Genomic DNA, 16,885 nt, shown 5'->3' with positions numbered 1-16,885 from the left:
AGCCGATGCTTGGAAGCGCTCCTTCGGATCTCAATAGGACATCGAAATGTTTTGAATCATCCGCGCCATCAGGCCGGGAACAGGAATGCGGTAGCGGGATCGAAAAAGATACGTTGACCCGGCGCGATGGCGCTGATCGCGCCCTCTGCATCGGAGGTCGGCCTAACATCGATTTCATGCCCGCTGGCGATGCGGGCCACGACGCGCCGGCGGTCGCCGAAGAAGGCGGTATCGACGATCTCTACGGCAAGTGCCACGCTCGCCGGCCCAGGGGTGAGGCGGAAGGCCTCCGGGCGCACCATCAGCCGGACCTTCTGGCCATGGCCGAAGAGCGTTGTCGTCTTGACGCCGGTGACGATCGAGCCGTCGGCGAGGCGGATCGTTGACGCACCTCCCGTGCTTTCCAAATGCTCTGCCGGCAGGAAATTCGAGTTGCCGATGAAGCCGGCGACGAACTCGCTCGCCGGCCGGAGGTAAAGATCCTCGCCGGTGCCGATCTGTTCGATACGGCCTTCCCTGAACAGGGCGATGCGATCCGAAAGATGCAGCGCCTCTTCCTGGTCGTGCGTGACATAGAGGATGGTGACGCCGGTCTCGCGATGGATGCGGCGGATCTCGGCCTGGATCTCCTGGCGCAGTTTCTTGTCGAGCGCCGACAGCGGTTCGTCCATCAACAGGATCGGCGGGTCGTAGGCGAGCGCGCGGGCAAGCGCCACGCGTTGCTGCTGGCCTCCAGACAGCGCGCCCGGATGGCGGTCGGCGAAGTTTTCGAGGCGCACCAGCGCCAGCATGTCGGCGACCTTGCGCCTGATCTCGCCGTCGGGCCGGCGGCGCACGCGCAGCGGAAAGGAGACATTCTCGGCGACGCTCAGATGCGGAAACAGCGTGTAGCGCTGGAAGACCATGCCGATGTTGCGCTTGTGCGACGGCACCGAAAGCAGCGACCTGTCCTCCAGCAGCACATCGCCCGAGCTCGGATCCTGGAAACCGGCGATGGCGTAGAGCGTGGTCGACTTGCCGGAGCCCGACGGGCCGAGGAACGTCAGGAACTCCCCCTTGGGTACATCGATGGTGACGTCATGGACGGCGACGAAGGCGCCGAACGTCTTTCTCACCGCGCGTATCGACAGGAAGGGTCGGGTCATCTGGACAATTTTCTGCGAAGGAGTGCGGTCACGATCATCAGGCAGAGAGTCAGGCCGACGAGCAGGCTGGAGGCGGCGGCGACGACCGGGCTGAGGTCGGCGCGCAGGCTGCCCCAGATCTTCACCGGCAAGGTCTGCAAGGTCGGGCTTGCCATGAAGATCGCCACCACGACCTCGTCCCATGAGGCCAGGAAAGAGAAGATCGCAGCCGAGAAGATGCCGATCCTAATCGACGGCAAGGTGATCCTCAGCCGCGCCTGCAACGGGCTGGCGCCGCAGACGATGGCCGCGTCCTCGATGGATTTGTCAAAACCCTCAAGCGCCGTGGTGATCGGGATGAGTGCGAAAGGCAGCGCCAGGACGGTGTGGGCGATGACGAAGCCGACCGTGGTGCCGGCAAGGCCGATGCGCAGGAAGAAGGCGTAGATGGCGATGGCGAAAACGACGACTGGCAGCACCATCGGCGTTAACAGCAATCCGCGCAGGACCTGTCGTCCGCGAAACTCACCCCTGACCAGGCTGAAGGAGGCGAACAGGCCGATGATGACGGCGAGGATGGCGGCCATGGCGGCAATCCGGGCGCTCGTCAGCGCGGCATCGATCCAGGTCGGGTCGGCCAGCAATTGCTGGTACCATTTCAGCGTCCAGCCGGGTGGCGGGAAGGCCAGCCAGCGCGATGAGCCGAATGACAGGAGCACGATGAAGACCACCGGCAGCAACAGGAAAGCCGCGACTGCCGCGGTGAAGCCGACAAGCGCCACGCGCAGCCATCCGAGCCGGTCATAGTCGAGCAGCATACTCAGATCCCTCCGCCGGCGCGCTTGGCCCCGACCAGGCGAAGCTGGATCGCGTAGAGCGCCATGGTGACGACAAGCAGGACGAAGGCGGCCGCACTTCCGAGACCCCAGTTGAGCAGCGACTGCACCGTCTGGGCGATCATTTCGGCCAGCATCATGTTCGATGTGCCGCCGAGCAAGGCCGGCGTGACGAAATAGCCGAGCGACATGACGAAGACCATCAGGCCGCCAGCGGCGACGCCGGGAAGCGACAGCGGCAAGAGGATGCGGCGGAAGGCCTCGAACGGGCTTGCGCCGCAAAGGGCCGCGGCGCGCAGCGTCATCGGGTCTATCGCCCTCAGTGTGCCAACCAGTGGCAGGATCATGAAGGGCAGCATGATGTAGACCATGCCGATGGTGACGCCGGCCAGATTGTTGATGAGCGGCAGCGGCTCATGGATGATGCCCAAACCCATCAGTGCCCTGTTGATGACGCCGGTGCGCTGCAACAGCACCATCCACGCATAGGTGCGGGTGAGAAGGTTCGTCCACATCGACAGGATGATGATGCCGAAGACGATCGAGCCCTTGGCCGGCGGCATGATCGCCAGCATCCAGGCAACGGGGAAAGCCACCAGGATGGTGACGGCGGTGACGACCGATGCGACCAGGAAGGTATTGAGGAACACTCGCACATAGGTGCCGCTGCCGAACAGCTCCGCGTAGTTCTGTAAGCCCGGTTCGGGATCGGTGACGCTGCGCAGCAGCAGGGCAACCACCGGCACGATGAAGAACAGGCCAACCAGAAGCAGGGCCGGCAAGGCGCTGCCGCTGCCAGCTGGCAGGCCGGCAACCGAGCTACGTCCGAAAGAACTTCCCTGCATCGAGCGGCCCTGTCTCGAAACGGGGCGCGCAAGCCGCGCCCCGTCGGTCTGCAACGGTGTTACTTGGTCTGCCAGGCATACCAGCGCGTGGCGATCTCGTCGCGATGCTCGGCCCAGTAGTTCATGTCGAGGTTGATCTGGCCATCGATATGGGCATCGGGCAGGGCCTTGACCGCGTCGGCGGGCATCTCCGCCTTGGCCTTGGTGTTGATGGGCGCATACCCGCTGGCCTCGGCGAATTTCGCCTGGCCGGCCGGGCTGGTGGCGGCGGCGAGGAACTTCATCGCGCTGTCCTTGTTCTTGGCGCCCTTCGGCACGACGAGCACGTCGGCGGCGGTGAGGTTCTGCTTCCAGGCGACGCCGACATCGGTGCCATCCTGCTGGAGGGCGAAGACACGCCCGTTCCACAACTGACCGAACGAAACCTCGCCGGAAGCAATCAGCTGCTGTGATTCAGCGCCGCCGCTCCACCAGACGATATCGGATTTGATGGTGTCGAGTTTCTTGAAGGCACGGTCGAGATCAAGCGGATAAAGCTTGTCCGCCGGCACGCCGTCGGCCAGCAAAGCGATTTCGATGACGCCCGGCGCCGACCATTTGTAGAAGGTCCGCTTGCCGGGAAACTTCTTGGTGTCGAACATGTCCGCCCAGCCGGTCGGTTCGCCCGTGACTGTGCTCTTGTTCCAGGCGAGCACGAAGGAATAATAGAAGCTGCCAACGGCATGCTCATTGCTGAAGCGCGGGTCGAGATCGGCCTTGGGCACGACCGCATAGTCGATCGGCTCCAAAAGCCCATCCTTGGCAGCCTTGATGGCGAAATCCATCTCCACGTCGACGACATCCCAGGTGACATTGCCGGCGTCGACCATGGCCTTGAGCTTGCCGTAGTCGGTCGGCCCATCTTGCAACACCTTGATGGCGGAGCTGGCTTCGAAGGGTGCCGCCCAGGATTTGGTCTGCGCTTCCTGCGTGGTGCCGCCCCAGCTGGTGAACGCCATTTCATCGGCCTTGGCGACGGTTGTCGTGAGCAGCCCGGCCAGCAGGCCGGTCAGGATCAGTTTCATGTCATTCTCCTCTGGTTGGTTTGTTCTGTTTTTTGTTCTTCACAGTGCTCCGTCGCCGTACGGTTCTCAGCGCATGACGAAGGGATCGGGGATCGGCTCGTCCGAGGTGTTGATCCAGACGGATTTCGAGCGTGTGTAATCTCTGATGGCCTCGAGCCCGCCTTCGCGGCCGAGGCCTGACTGGCCGTAGCCGCCGAATGGAACGAGCGGCGATACGGCGCGATAGGTGTTAACCCAGACGACGCCGGCATGAATGTCGCGCGCCATGCGGTGGGCCTTGCCGAGATTGCTGGTGAACACGCCGGAAGCCAGGCCGAAGGGCGTGTCGTTGGCGAGTGCTAGCGCCTGCGCCTCGGTGTCGAAGGCAAGCACGCTGAGCACCGGCCCGAACAATTCCTCGCGCACACAGGGCAGGTCGCTGCCGCCGGCATCGATGATGGTCGGTGCGTAATAGAAGCCGTTGCCGGCTGGCCGTGTTCCACCAGTGATGAGCGTGCCGTCACTGGCGAGGCTTTCCGCGACAACCTTCTCGATCCAGTCGCGTTGGCGCAGCGTGGCGAGCGGACCCATTTCGGTCGTCGGATCCTGCGGATCGCCGATGCGGATGGCTTCGGCCTTGCGCTTGAGGCGGGCGAGGAATTCATCCTTCACCGAACGTTCAACCAGCAGCCGCGAGCCAGCGACGCAGCTCTGTCCGGTCGCGGCGAAAATGCCGGCGACAACCGCATTGGCCGCGCTGTCGAGATCGGCGTCGGCAAAGACGACAACCGGGCTTTTGCCGCCGAGTTCGAGCGTGGTGTAGGCGAGGTTCTCTGCTGTGTTCCTGACGATGGCGCGCGCCGTCGACGGACCGCCGGTGAAGGCGACGCGCGAAACCAGCGGATGGCTGGTCAGGCGCCGGCCGCAATCATGGCCAAAGCCGGTGAGGATGTTGACGACGCCTGGGGGGAAGCCGGCCTCCTGGACAAGTTCGGCAAAGGCGAGCAGCGGCGCCGGGCCGTCCTCGGAGGCCTTGAGCACGATGGTGCAGCCGGCGGCAAGCGCCGGACCGAGCTTGACGGCCGAAAGGAAGAGCTGCGAGTTCCACGGCACCACCGCGGCGACGACGCCGATCGGCTCGCGGCGGATGGTGACGTCGAGATCCGACTTGTCAACAGGGACATGTGTGCCTTCGTGCTTGTCGGCGAGCCCGGCATAGTAGCGATAGTAGTCGCCGACATAGGCAATCTGGGCGCGGGTCTCGCGGATGATCTTGCCGGTGTCGCGCGTCTCGAGTTCGGCCAAGCGTCCGGCGTTGGCGGCGACGAGGTCACCGAGCTTGACCAGCAGTTTTCCACGCGCTGTCGCCGTCATCGTCCGCCACGGGCCCGAGCGCAGCGCGCGGTGCGCCGCTTCGATGGCGCGGTCGACATCCGCTTCGCTCGCCGCCGGCATCCTGGCCCAGGCCGCGCCAGTCGACGGGTCAACGCTGTCGAAAGTGGCGAACGGCTCGTCGAAGCGGCCATCGATGAAGTTCCTGAAAACAGCGTCGGTCATGGGCTCACGATCGGAGGAAGGCCGGCATCACCCGGTCGATGAACAGTTGCAGTGATTGCATTTTGCGCTGGTGCGAAAGGCCGCTGTCGATCCAGATCGAGTACTGGTCGTAGCCGAGCGCCTCATAGGTCTTCAGCCTGGCGATGACCTCATCGGCTTCGCCGATGACCAGGTTCCGCCTGATCTTGTCCGGCGCATACTGCGGCATGGCCGCGATCTCGTCCGCCGTCAGCGGCTCCAACATGCCTTGGTGCACCGGCTTCTTGTTCTGGAACCAGGCGCCGAACTGGCAGTAAAAGGTTGACAGGTCCTGGGTGAGACGATCGGCGTCGGCCGCGTCCACGGCGACGAAAGTGTGCATCAAAAGCATGATTTCTGGTCGTTCGATCTCGGGATGCGCGGCGCAGGCGGCGTTGAAGCGCTGCATCAGGCTCGTCACCTCGTCATCGCCGGAAGCTAGCGGCGTCACTTGGACCTTGCATCCGTTGGCGACTGCGAAATCGTGCGAGTTCGGGTCGCGAGCCGCCACCCAGATCGGCGGGTAGGGTTTCTGCAGTGGCTTGGGCGAGGAGGTGGTGGCGGGGAATTGCCAGAACTCACCGGAGAGTTCGAAGTCGCCGTCCCAGAGGCGGCGGATCGCCGGTATGATCTCGCGCATGCGCTGGCCGGCGCCCCATGCGTCAAGGCCGGGAAAGATGCGCTGATATTCATAGCTGTAGGCGCCGCGCGCGATGCCGATGTCGAGCCGTCCGCCGCTGATGACGTCGGCCATCGCCGCTTCGCCGGCAAGCTTGATCGGGTGCCAGAAGGGCGCGATCACGGTTCCGGTGCCGAGGCGGATGCGGCTGGTTTTGGCGGCGAGATAGGCAATGTTGATGAAAGGGTTCGGCGAGATGGTGAATTCCATGCCGTGATGCTCGCCGATCCAGGCGGTCTCGAAGCCAGCCTGTTCGGCCAGCAGGACCAACTCCTCGAGCTCGGTCACAAGCTCGGAATGCGGCTTGGTCAGGTCCGAGCGTTCCATGTGCGCGAAGAGCGAGAATTTCATCCGTGGTCACCTGTATTGACGGTGGAAGCGCTGGGTCTGGCGAGCGGCCGGACCTCGCCTTCGACATTGTTGCCGACATAGACACCGAATGCATCCACCGAGCATTCCCTGACATAGCGCGAGAGCATCGAGCGGATCGCCGGATCGGCGATCTTCAACCGTTCGATCGCGTCGATCTCGATCAGCCGGATGCCGCGATCGCTGGAAGCGGGCACGTCGAACGTGCCGCGATAGTAGACATGCGTGCGCGAAACAGGTCCGGCGTCGTCCCAGACCGCGAACAGGAAGCCGAGCTGGGCCTCGATGGCCTTCGCCGCAAGCAGCCCTCGGAGGCTTTTGTCATCGCCAGCCGAGCCCAATCCTCGGCCGCGCGGCAGTTCGAAACCATCCGCCGTCTCCAGGAACAGGATCCTGCCACCATTTTCGAGGATGGCACCGACATCGGTGCCGGGCTGGGTGGCGGCCAGCGCGTCCTGGCTGAGGCCGGGGGCGACATAGGCGCCGCGGCAATAACCGAGCGGCTGCGCGGAATTGTGCTCGAAATCGCGGACTCGGCCGATGAGGATCGAATGATCGCCTGCCTCGACCAGCCGTTCCATGTCGCAGTCGAAGGATGCGACCGAGCCGTCGAGCACCGGGCTGCCGGTCCGGCCCGGCTGCCAGCCGACGGAGGCGAATTTGTCCGCCGCCTTCGAGGCGAAGATGCCGGAGGCGGCCTTCTGATCCTCGTTGAGCACGTTGATGGCAAAGCTCTTGGCGGTGGCGAAGACGGGATGGCCAAGCGCCTTGTGGGCGATGCAGACCAGCACCAGCGGCGGATCGAGCGAGACGGAAGTGAAGGAGTTCGCGGTGAAGCCGCGCGGCTCGCCTTCCGGGCCGATCGTGGTCACGATGGTGACGCCGGTCAAGAAGGAACCCAGTGCCCGGCGGAACTCGCCGTTGTCGAAAGCGGCGCCCATTTCCGCGGCACTTCTTTGCTCGATCGCTTCGTCCTCTCCGAGGAAATCGACGATATGCCGCGCTGTCAGATCGGGTGCCGCGACCGCCATCATGTGCTTCTCGTCCGGCAGCACCGTGCAGCGGCCAAGCGGCGCCAGGCGCGCCATCGCCGCCGACATTGCCGGCGAAGAATTCCTGTCCTCGGAACCGGTCATGAACAGGGCCGGTACGGCAAGCGTCGGCAGGCGATCAGCGTGGTCGCCGTCGGCACGAGCGAACAGGCGGTAGGTGCGGGCATAGCCTTCCGGGTCGACCGCGCCCAGTGCGGATGCCGTCTTCTGCGCTGCAGCCTTCAGCTCAGCTGGCACCGGATCTCCGAACCAGCGGGCAATGGTCAGTGCCGTGCCGGCCGCGTCACTATGGCCGGTGAGCGCCACCGCGCGCTGACGAACGGCTTCGGCCAGTTCAGGTGGCCGCCGGAACACGGCATTCAGCGAGACGATGCGGCGGACGCGCTCCGGTGCGTTGAGCGCGAGTTCCTGGGCAACCAGCGCACCCATCGAGTGGCCGACGACGGACACCCGATCGAGGCCGAGATGATCGAGCAGGCGAATGGCCTGATCCGCGTAGTCGGCGAGTTCCGGGTTCGGCGGCGGCAGCGGGGACCGGCCATGGCCGAGCATGTCGATGGCGATGACGTCGAAGCTCTCGGCCATGCGGTCGATCTGCGGCTGCCAGATCGCTGCGTTCATGCCGACGCCGTGGATTAACAGCACCGGTGCGCCCGCGCCGGCACGGATGAAGCCAGTGCCGTCGGGCGCCGTGCCCTGTCGAGCCCACGCGGAAGCGTCAGCCATGCACGTCCCCGAGTTCCTTGAGGTCCTGGTAGCGGTCACCTATGCGATGATGCGGGCGGCCGCCGATCGAAGCACCAAGCGCCACCACCAGCTCGTCCGGCGCTGGCGCATCGCCAATCTGGAAATGCACGGTCAGGTAGTGCGAGCGCCGTCCTTCGTCATTCTTATCCATCAGCGGGATCATGATCGGCGTGTTCGGCCCGCCGCGCAGATTGGTGAAGGCAAGATAGGTCTTGGCGCCGACGGCGCGCCGGTAATGATTGCCGAAATGCAGTGTATGGATCAGCGCCGAGGCATGCTCGATCTCGCCTGACGTGCCGCAAACGGCCGCCTTGCCATAGCCCTCGATCGCCTCGCCGGAACCGGCGATGGCAATGATCTCACTGGTCAGGATCTCTCCCAGCATCGGCGCGCACGCGCGGATTTCGGGCGACAGATCGTCGGTGAAGCCGCGACCGGCCCAGGGATTGGCCAGCACCGCGGCGACGCCGATCAGGCGTAGTGGCCGGGGCGCGGCCTTGCCGCCTTCGATCAACGTGTTCTCGGTATAGGTCACGATCTTGCGAATGGCAGGCTGCATTGCAATCCTCGGGTCCGTGATGCCATGGGGGATCCATCGATCCCTGTACCATCTTATGGTATACCATGCTATGGAGCGCCAAGTACCTTGTCAACCGGGCATGGAATCTGTTTTCATGGCGGCGCAGGAGGCAACACATGCCAGACGACACGCTCCGCATCGACCGCAGCGCCAAGACGTTGAGGACGTTGGCGCTGGAGCGCATGCGCGAAGCGATTATGGATTTCCATTTCCAGCCCGGCGAAAGGCTGGTCGAGCGGCCGCTATGCGACCAGCTTGGCGTCAGCCGTTCCGTCGTGCGCGAGGTTCTGCGTCAGCTCGAGGCGGAGGGGCTCGTGCAGATGATCCCAGGGCATGGGCCGGCGGTGGCGAGGCCGGATCTTGGCCGCACCGACGAGATTTACGAGCTCAGGGCGCTGCTTGAAGGCATCGCGGCGCGCGCCTGCGCCCTGTCGGCGACCAGCGAGCAGCTGGCTACGCTCGAACGCGCGCTGGCGGATCTGTTCGATGCGTGGGCATCGGGGACACCGCCAGCAGTGATGCGGGCAACGACGAAATTCTACGAAGCGCTATTCGAGGCTGCCGACAAGCGCGTCGCTTGGGAAATCGTCAGCGGCCTGAATGTCCGCATCAATCAGCTCCGTTCGATGACCATTCTTTCGGAGAACCGCCGCGAGCCAGCCATCACCGAAATGACTGAGATCATGGATGCGATAAGGGCGCGCAAACCCCAGGAGGCGGAAGCGGCGGCACGGCGCCATGTCGAATCGGCTTGGCAGATCGCTCGAGATAAACTTAGCCTGGTCTAGAACCGCGTGAGTCCAGCTACCCTTCCAAGCGCTTTGCTGAAATGTCTGCTTGCAGGCAACCGAAAAACGGAACTCCACGACTGAAATAGGCGCTTTTCAGACAGGCAGCCTTGGGGCCTCACTCGCCGCATCCACCCCGTGGATTTGAAACACTGACTTCGCAATATCCAGACCAATCGTCGTAACGTTGCCCATCATAGATCTCCTCCAGCTTCTGGCCCAACNACACTGACTTCGCAATATCCAGACCAATCGTCGTAACGTTGCCCATCATAGATCTCCTCCAGCTTCTGGCCCAACGATCATACCGCAGGGCGGGAGGAGAGCCGTCCACCGCATCAGAAGCGGACAGGCCGCTCCCCTACTCTGTAGCGAGGATTTCAGAGGTTAAAAATGCCGGCTTGGAACTTGCCGCACCAACAAAGCGGCGCCAACCGCCATATGCAGAGATATCTTTAGCCGCCGACAGCCCCGCGGTCTCTGCCAGAAAACCCTTTGCCGTTGTGCCGTCGGCGAGCTCGATGGTGCCAATGCCGAGCGGCGGCGGGGTGGCGGCAACGAAACGGCCGAAGGCGTCGGCAGAAAGACGCCAGACCTCGACTTCGATGGCCGCGCCGCCGCTACCGACCCGCAGCAACCCCGGCTTAGGCGGGATTTGGTCAGCAAGTTCATACAGCCTGTAGACAGGCGACGTCATCGTGGCTCTTGAGAAAGATGCACCGGCCAATTTGAGCTGGCCATTGAGCGGCATCCCCGATAGGTGCGCACCGACTACCACCAGTTCGATCGTGCCATCTTCAGTCGGTCCAGCTTTGGGCTGGGCATTCGGTTGCTGCCAGCCGGTCGCGCCGAGGGTGAGACCACTTGCGACATGAAGATCGCGCGCCAGCGCAGCCGTCAGCGCGTCCTTCCCGGCCGCCGAGAGCAAGGTGACGCTCATCGGTAAGCTATCGCCGCGCGTGCCGGTCGGCACGGCAATGCCGCACATGTCGAGCAGATTGACGAAGTTGGTGTAGGTGCCGAGCCGGCTGTTGGTGACGATTGGATCGGCCAGCACGGCATCGACGCTGTAGTGCGTCGGCGCCGTCGGCACGCAGAACAGATCGACGGAGGCGATGACCGGGGCGAGCCTGGCCTTCAAGGCCTGCAAGGCATAGAGGCCGTTGAAGGCGTCTGACGCCGAAAGCCGGCGCGCGCCGGCGATGATCTGCCGCGTCACCGGATGCATCGCCGCTTCGTCGGTGTCCATGAAGCCGCGGATCGCCGCGTAGCGCTCCGCCACCCAGGCGCCTTCATAGAGCAGGTTGGCGGTGGCGTAGAAATCGCCGAAGGGGATTTCGACCAGCTTGCAGCCGAGCTCTTTCAACATAGAGAGTGCAGCGGCGAAACCGGCTTGCATGGCATCGTCGCCAAAGAATTCGAGGTCGCTCTCAGCGGGAACGCCGACGGTCAGCACAGGCGGACGGGCGGCGGGCGGCGGCGCGGCAATGGTGCGCGAGTAGGCATCGGCCTCGTCCTTCGCGGCAGCCACCTTGAACACCGCGTAGGCGTCGTCGACGGTCAGCGCGAAGACCGAGATGCAATCCAGTGTGCGGCAGGCCGGCACCACGCCGGCGGCCGACAGTGCGCCGACCGTCGGCTTCAGGCCGATGATGCTGTTGAGGCCGGCCGGTATGCGCCCGGAGCCGGCCGTGTCGGTGCCGAGCGCGAAGGAGACAATGCCGCGCGCCGTGGCCACCGCCGAACCGGACGATGAGCCGCCAGGCACCAGTTTCGGGTCGATGGCGTTCTTCGGAATAGGATAGGGCGAGCGCACGCCGACGAGACCCGTTGCGAACTGGTCGAGATTGGTCTTGCCAATCACCAATGCTCCGGCCGCCTTCAGCCGGGCAACCACCGTGGCGTCCTTTTGCGGCGTATAGGCATATTCGGCGCAGGCCGCCGTGGTCGGCATGCCGGCAACGTCGATATTGTCCTTGACCGCGAAAGGTATGCCCCACAGCGGCTTCGCCGCGGGATCAAAGGGTCCAAGAGCCTCTGCTTGCGCAAGCAACTCGGCCTTGTCGGCAAGGTGGATGAAGATGCCGGGGTCAGCGGCTGCGGCAATGCGCTCGAATACCGTCTCGACCATGGCCGACGCCGGCAGACTCGCTGCATAGGCGGCGTGGAGATTGCCGAAATCAAAGCGAATGTCGCTCATTTTTCTTCCCCCAGAATGATCACCGGCAGATCCCATTGGATCAGCACGACGCAGCCTTTTTCCGTCCAGACAGAATGCTCGGTACCGACCGGGTTCAGTATGACGCTGCCGGCGGCATACTCGCCATTCTCGTCGCTCTGTATGCCCTCGATGACGACGATAGTCTCCAGCCCGACATGGCGGTGGCGCGGCACCCCGGCGCCGGGCTGGTAGTTCAGGATTGCGACGGAGGGCTCGACCGGCCCCCCTCTCAGCAGCCAGTGCACCGTGATGCCGTCGCGAAAATGCTCGAACGCCAGCTGGCGCCAGCCCCCGTCGAGGAGGCCGGCAAAACTAAGATTGGGCATTGGCAATTCCCTCGAGCACCTGGTCGGTTGTCGCCGTCCAGCCGACAATGGCGCCTTGCGCCCGGATCATCGCAAGCGCCGCCATCTTGAATTCGGCGAAGTAGCTTTCGGTCGCATCCTCGGCCAGCAGGCATTCATAGCCCCTGTCGTTGGCTTCACGCATGGTCGTCTGCACGCAGACCTCGGTGGTGACGCCGGCGAAGACCAACTGTTCCACGCCGAGCCGCTTGAGATCCTCGCCAAAGCTGGTCGCATGGAAAGCGCCCTTGCCGGGCTTCTCGATGACGATCTCGCCGGGAAGCGGGGCCAGTTCATCAAGGATCGCGGTACCCGGCTCGCCGGAGATAAGCACCCGCCCCATCGGGCCTATGTCGCCGATACGGATCGACGGATTGCCGCGATTGCGCTTGGCCGGTGGCAGGTCCGAGAGATCGGACCTGTGGCACTCCATCGTGTGGATCACCGGCAGGCGGGCGGCGCGGAACCCCTCGATCAGTTTCTTCACCGTCGGCACGATTGCCGTGATCCGGCTGACATCGTTGCCGAGGCTGGCACCGAAGCCGCCAGGTTCGGCGAAATCGCGCTGCATGTCGATGACCACGAGCGCCATGGTCCCAGGCTTGAAAGCGAAGGCGAAGGGAAGCGCGTCGATTTCCGCCATCAGTGATNTGGAGTTCAGACGTGTGCTCTTCCGATCTACTGGCTTGCGCGATCGGGGTTTCGTAGACCAGCGCGCCGTCCGACATGACGAAGATGCGGTCGGAGAGTTCGAGCAGTTCGTCGAGGTCCTCCGACAGCAGCAACACCGCGGCGCCGGAATTGCGCGCGCGCATGATGCGGGCGCGGATTTCGGCCACGGCGGAAAAGTCGAGGCCGAAGCAAGGGTTGGAGACGATGAGCAGGTCGACCTCGCCGGTCAGTTCGCGGGCCAGCACCGCGCGTTGCACATTGCCGCCGGACAGCGACGAGATCGGTGAAGCCAGCGACGCCGTCTTGACCTTGAATTGCTCGACCAGATTTGCTGCGAAGCTCTTGATGCCGCTGGTGTTGATCCAGTTCACCAGCTTGCCGTTGCCGTCGATGTCGAAGCTGCGAAAGGCGATGTTCTCGGCCACCGTCATCTTCGGCGCGCAGGCGTTCTTCAACGGCTCCTCCGGAATGAGCCGCACGTTCAGCGTTCGCGCCTCGGTGCGGCTCGATGCATAGGGCGAGCCCTTGACCAGTACCGCGCCGCCGTCGCGTGCCCGCTGACCGGCGAGCACTTCGAGGAACTCCTTCTGACCATTGCCGGAGATGCCGGCGATGCCGACGATCTCGCCGGAACGGACGCCGAGATCGTCGATGCGGATCGACTTCAGTCCGGTGCGGTCCGGCGCCTTCAGCGACGTCACCTTGAGCACGATGTCCGCGTCCGGTTTTGTCATCGCGCGGCTGTCGAGCGCGGTGATCGGCTGATCGCCGATCATCATCGCCGCCATCGCCTTGTGGTCGAGATCGGCGACCCGGCCGGTGCCAGTCAGCTTGCCCTTGCGCAGCACGCTGACATCGTCGGCGAACGCTGTCACCTCGTGGAATTTGTGCGAGATCATCAGCACGGTCAGGTCGCCGGCCTTGGCCATGCCGCGCAGCAGGCCAAGCACTTCCTGTGCTTCGCCCGGCGTCAGCACCGAAGTCGGCTCGTCCAGCACTAGGAAACTGCGTCCGAGATAGAGCTGTTTGATGATTTCCAGCTTCTGCTTCTCGCCGGCGGCAAGCTCGGCCACTTTCACGTCGAGCGGCAGCTTGAACGGCATGCGCTGCATGAAATCGGCAAGGTCGGCACGCTCCTGCCGCCAGTCGATAATCCCTGGCACTTTCTCGCGCGAGATGACCAGGTTTTCCGCGCCGGTCAGCGAAGGCACCAGCGTGAAATGCTGGTAGACCATGCCGAGGCCGAGCGCCGATGCGTCGCGCGGGCTGGCGATGCTGACCTCACGCCCGTCGACAAGGATGTCGCCTGACGTCGGGTGATAAAAACCCATCATGCATTTGACCAGAGTCGACTTGCCGGCGCCATTCTCGCCGAGCAGCGCATGGAACGACCCCGCCGGCACCTTGATCGACACGGTGTCGAGTGCAGTGAAGCCGCCGAAGCGCATGGTCATGCCGACGGTCTCGACGCCGACCGCTTTCTTGTCGCTCTCACTCATGGCCGAGCTCCATCATGGCAGTTGCGCGACGAAGGCTTTCGAATTCGACACCGCGCCGAACACGCCGCCCTGCATCTTGATCATCTTGATCGCGGCCAGATGGTTGCCGTGGTCGGTGGCGCCGCAGCAATCCTCCAGCATGACGCATTCGAAGCCACGGTCATTGGCTTCGCGCATCGTCGTGTGCACGCAGACATCGGTGGTGATGCCGGTGAGCACGATGTTTTCGATGCCGCGCTGGTTGAGGATCAGTTCCAGGTCGGTGGCGCAGAACGAGCCCTTCCCCGGCTTGTCGATGATCGGCTCGCCTTCGATGGGATAAAGGTCGGGAATGATGTCCCAGCCGGGCTCGCCGCGCACCAGGATACGCCCGCACGGACCGGGGTCGCCGATGCCGGCATTGATGCGGCGCGAGCGCCAGCGTTTGTTGGCCGGCAGGTCGGCGAGATCGGGGCGGTGGCCTTCGCGCGTGTGGATGATGGTGTAGCCCTTGGCTCGCATCGCCAACAGCACCGACTTGATCGGCTCGATCGGTGCTCGCACCAGCGACAGGTCGTAGCCCATATGGTCGACATAGCCGCCAGGCCCGCAGAAATCCGTCTGCATATCGATGATGATCAGCGCCGTGTTGTCTGGGCGAAGGTCGCCATTGTACGGCCACGGATAGGGATCGGCGTCGATGTAGTGCTGGGTGAATTCGGCTCTGGCATTCATGCGGAAACTCCAGTCATTTGCTGCCAAGTCTCATTTGGTGCCAGCCTCATTTGGTGCCAGCCTCATTTGGTGCCAGCCTCATTTGGTGATCGACAGTTCGCCGGGCGCGCCGGCCAGCGAGCGGTCGGGCGAGGAGGTGGCGATCATGATGACAAGGGTGAGGATGTAGGGGGCGGCGTAGAACAGATAGTAGCCTTGCGTGACGCCGACCGACTGCAGGGCCGGCCCGAGCGCGCCGGCGCCGCCGAACAGCAATGCGGCGGCAAAGCAGCCGAGCGGGTTCCAGCGCGCGAAGATGACCAGCGCCACCGCCATCAGGCCTTGTCCGGACGAGATGCCCTCGGTCCAGCTGCCGGGATAGTAAAGGGAGAGGTAAGCGCCGCCGACGCCTGCGAACGCGCCGCCGACGCCGGTGGCGAGCAGCCGCACGGTGTTCGGGTTGAGACCCATGGCACGCGCCGCGTCGGAGCTGTCGCCGACCACCCGCACGATCAAACCGGCGCGCGTGTTCTTGAAGGCCCACCAAAGGAATACCGCCAGCACCGCCCCGATCAGAAACAAAACATTGACGTCAAGTGCGGCCTGCACCTGCGGAATATCGGACCAGCCACCGAAGGGGATCGCCGGCAAATTGGGCGCTTTGGGCTGGATGAAAGGCTTGCCGAAGAAAAAGGCGAGGCCCGAGCCGAACAGCATCAGGGCGATGCCGATGGCGATGTCGTTGACCTTGGGAAATTTGCAGATCCAGCCGTGGAACAGGCCGAAGCAGGTACCGGCAACGGCCGCGGCAATCAGGCCGAGCCATGGCGATCCTGATATCACGGCGACCGCATAGGCGGTCATGGCGCCGAATACCAGCGTTCCCTCGAGGCCGAGGTTGATCCGACCCGAGCGCTCGGTGATGGCTTCACCCAGCGAAACGAAGATGAAGGGCGTCGAAACGCGGATGGCGCCGCCGACGATGGCGAGCGGCACGCCCCAGAGGCCGATGTCGGTCGGGTCCATCAGGCCACTCTCTTCCAGAGATCGGGATTGAAGGCCTTGAAGCGGCCGTACAAGGTCTCGCTGAACAGGATGACGATGAACAGCATGCCTTGCAGCACCAGCACGGTGGCGTCGGGCAGGTCCATGCGCCGCTGGATCAGGCCGCCGGCGGCATCGATGCCGCCGAGCAGGAAAGCGACCGGGATGATAGCGAGCGGATTGTGGCGGGCGAGGAAGGCCACGAGAACGCCGGTATAGCCGTAACCGGCGGCCAGCGAGGCGTTGGCGCTGCCCTGTACGGCCGCGACTTCAAGCATGCCGGCGAGCCCGGCGAAGCCGCCAGCAAGTGCCGTGAAGCCGACGATCAGCGGCCCGACGGCAAGTCCCTGCACCTGCGCTGCCTTGACGTTGCCGCCGGCTATACGGGCGGCGAACCCCCAACGGGTTTTCTCGATCAGCACCCAGGACAGCACGCAGGCGACGATGCCGATGACGAGGCCCCAATGCACCTCCATGCCCGAAATGTTGCCGATGCGGTAGGCCTCGGCCAGTGGCTTCGTCGACGGCTTGTTGAGTGAGGCCGGGTCGCGCAACGGTCCCTCGACCAGCTGGTTCATCAGCGCGATGGCGATATAGGCCATCAGCAGGCTGGAGATGGTCTCGTTGACGGCGCGGTAATGGCGGAGCGCGCCGACGGTACCGATCCAGATGCCGCCGGCGGCCATGCCCGCCACGCCCATGACGAGAATGACGATAAAGGACGGCGCGCCATTGAGCGCCGCGCCGGCTGCCGCGGCAGCTAGGCCACCGAGC

General features: G+C 64.1%; 15 protein-coding genes and 1 pseudogene. 1 reads left to right on the top strand and 15 read right to left on the bottom strand.

The window, feature by feature from the left end; translation table 11 throughout:
• Nucleotides 1-68: 68 nt before the first annotated feature.
• The 8 genes from X742_RS149135 to X742_RS149170 all read right to left on the bottom strand — a co-directional run bounded on the left by X742_RS149135 (nt 69) and on the right by X742_RS149170 (nt 8,829).
• Entirely contained in the window at nt 69-1,145 is a 1,077-nt protein-coding gene (locus tag X742_RS149135; RefSeq protein WP_023773521.1) for an ABC transporter ATP-binding protein, read from the bottom strand.
• Nucleotides 1,142-1,942 (bottom strand): ABC transporter permease, encoded by an 801-nt coding sequence (locus X742_RS149140; protein ID WP_023773520.1) that lies wholly within the window; start codon nt 1,940-1,942, stop codon nt 1,142-1,144. Before X742_RS149140 ends, X742_RS149135 begins: the two co-directional genes overlap by 4 nt.
• Before the next feature lie 2 nt (nt 1,943-1,944).
• On the bottom strand, nt 1,945-2,805 hold the full coding sequence (locus X742_RS149145; protein WP_023773519.1) for an ABC transporter permease: 861 nt from the start codon (nt 2,803-2,805) through the stop codon (nt 1,945-1,947).
• Nucleotides 2,806-2,864: 59 nt separating this feature from the next.
• Nucleotides 2,865-3,869 (bottom strand): ABC transporter substrate-binding protein, encoded by a 1,005-nt coding sequence (locus X742_RS149150; RefSeq protein WP_023773518.1) that lies wholly within the window; start codon nt 3,867-3,869, stop codon nt 2,865-2,867.
• A 66-nt stretch (nt 3,870-3,935) separates the two neighbouring features.
• Nucleotides 3,936-5,405, bottom strand: a complete 1,470-nt coding sequence (locus tag X742_RS149155) for an aldehyde dehydrogenase (RefSeq protein ID WP_023773517.1) — start codon at nt 5,403-5,405, stop codon at nt 3,936-3,938.
• Between the two features lie 4 nt (nt 5,406-5,409).
• Nucleotides 5,410-6,453, bottom strand: coding sequence for an LLM class flavin-dependent oxidoreductase (locus X742_RS149160; RefSeq protein WP_023773516.1), 1,044 nt, complete (start codon nt 6,451-6,453; stop codon nt 5,410-5,412).
• Nucleotides 6,450-8,249 carry an alpha/beta fold hydrolase gene (locus tag X742_RS1000000176555; protein ID WP_023773515.1) on the bottom strand — a complete coding sequence of 600 codons (1,800 nt, stop codon included), beginning with the start codon at nt 8,247-8,249 and terminating at the stop codon, nt 6,450-6,452. Before X742_RS1000000176555 ends, X742_RS149160 begins: the two co-directional genes overlap by 4 nt.
• Nucleotides 8,242-8,829 carry an amino acid synthesis family protein gene (locus X742_RS149170; protein WP_023773514.1) on the bottom strand — a complete coding sequence of 196 codons (588 nt, stop codon included), beginning with the start codon at nt 8,827-8,829 and terminating at the stop codon, nt 8,242-8,244. Before X742_RS149170 ends, X742_RS1000000176555 begins: the two co-directional genes overlap by 8 nt.
• Nucleotides 8,830-8,966: 137 nt before the next feature.
• Here X742_RS149170 and X742_RS149175 point away from each other — a divergent pair, with 137 nt between their 5' ends.
• The gene (locus X742_RS149175) at nt 8,967-9,638 is read left to right on the top strand and encodes a GntR family transcriptional regulator (RefSeq protein WP_023773513.1); all 672 of its coding nucleotides are present in this window, start codon (nt 8,967-8,969) and stop codon (nt 9,636-9,638) included.
• Nucleotides 9,639-9,999: 361 nt separating this feature from the next.
• Here the strand turns inward: X742_RS149175 and atzF are convergent, their stop codons facing one another.
• The 7 genes and pseudogenes from atzF to X742_RS149200 all read right to left on the bottom strand — a co-directional run.
• Nucleotides 10,000-11,838 (bottom strand): allophanate hydrolase, encoded by a 1,839-nt coding sequence (gene atzF, locus X742_RS149180; protein ID WP_023773512.1) that lies wholly within the window; start codon nt 11,836-11,838, stop codon nt 10,000-10,002.
• Nucleotides 11,835-12,185, bottom strand: a complete 351-nt coding sequence (locus X742_RS149185) for a cupin domain-containing protein (RefSeq protein ID WP_023773511.1) — start codon at nt 12,183-12,185, stop codon at nt 11,835-11,837. The genes atzF and X742_RS149185 overlap by 4 nt, the downstream gene beginning before the upstream one ends.
• Entirely contained in the window at nt 12,172-12,846 is a 675-nt protein-coding gene (locus tag X742_RS0137500; RefSeq protein ID WP_023794306.1) for a cysteine hydrolase, read from the bottom strand. The genes X742_RS149185 and X742_RS0137500 overlap by 14 nt, the downstream gene beginning before the upstream one ends.
• 52 nt (nt 12,847-12,898) lie before the next feature.
• A pseudogene (locus X742_RS0137495) lies at nt 12,899-14,374 on the bottom strand (ABC transporter ATP-binding protein); the annotation flags it as partial.
• Between the two features lie 12 nt (nt 14,375-14,386).
• Nucleotides 14,387-15,088, bottom strand: a complete 702-nt coding sequence (locus X742_RS149190; protein ID WP_023773508.1) for an isochorismatase family cysteine hydrolase — start codon at nt 15,086-15,088, stop codon at nt 14,387-14,389.
• A gap of 78 nt (nt 15,089-15,166) precedes the next feature.
• A complete protein-coding gene (locus X742_RS149195) occupies nt 15,167-16,093 on the bottom strand; it encodes an ABC transporter permease (protein ID WP_023773507.1) in 927 nt (308 codons plus the stop codon).
• On the bottom strand, nt 16,093-16,885 hold a 793-nt coding region (locus X742_RS149200), incomplete at its 5' end, for an ABC transporter permease (protein WP_023773506.1). The genes X742_RS149200 and X742_RS149195, both read right to left, overlap by 1 nt.

Source organism: Mesorhizobium sp. LNHC229A00, from assembly GCF_000502415.1.
Taxonomy (GTDB): Bacteria; Pseudomonadota; Alphaproteobacteria; order Rhizobiales; family Rhizobiaceae; genus Mesorhizobium.
The sequence above is the reverse complement of the archived record's forward strand: the minus strand, read 5'-3'. Positions and strand labels throughout refer to the sequence as shown.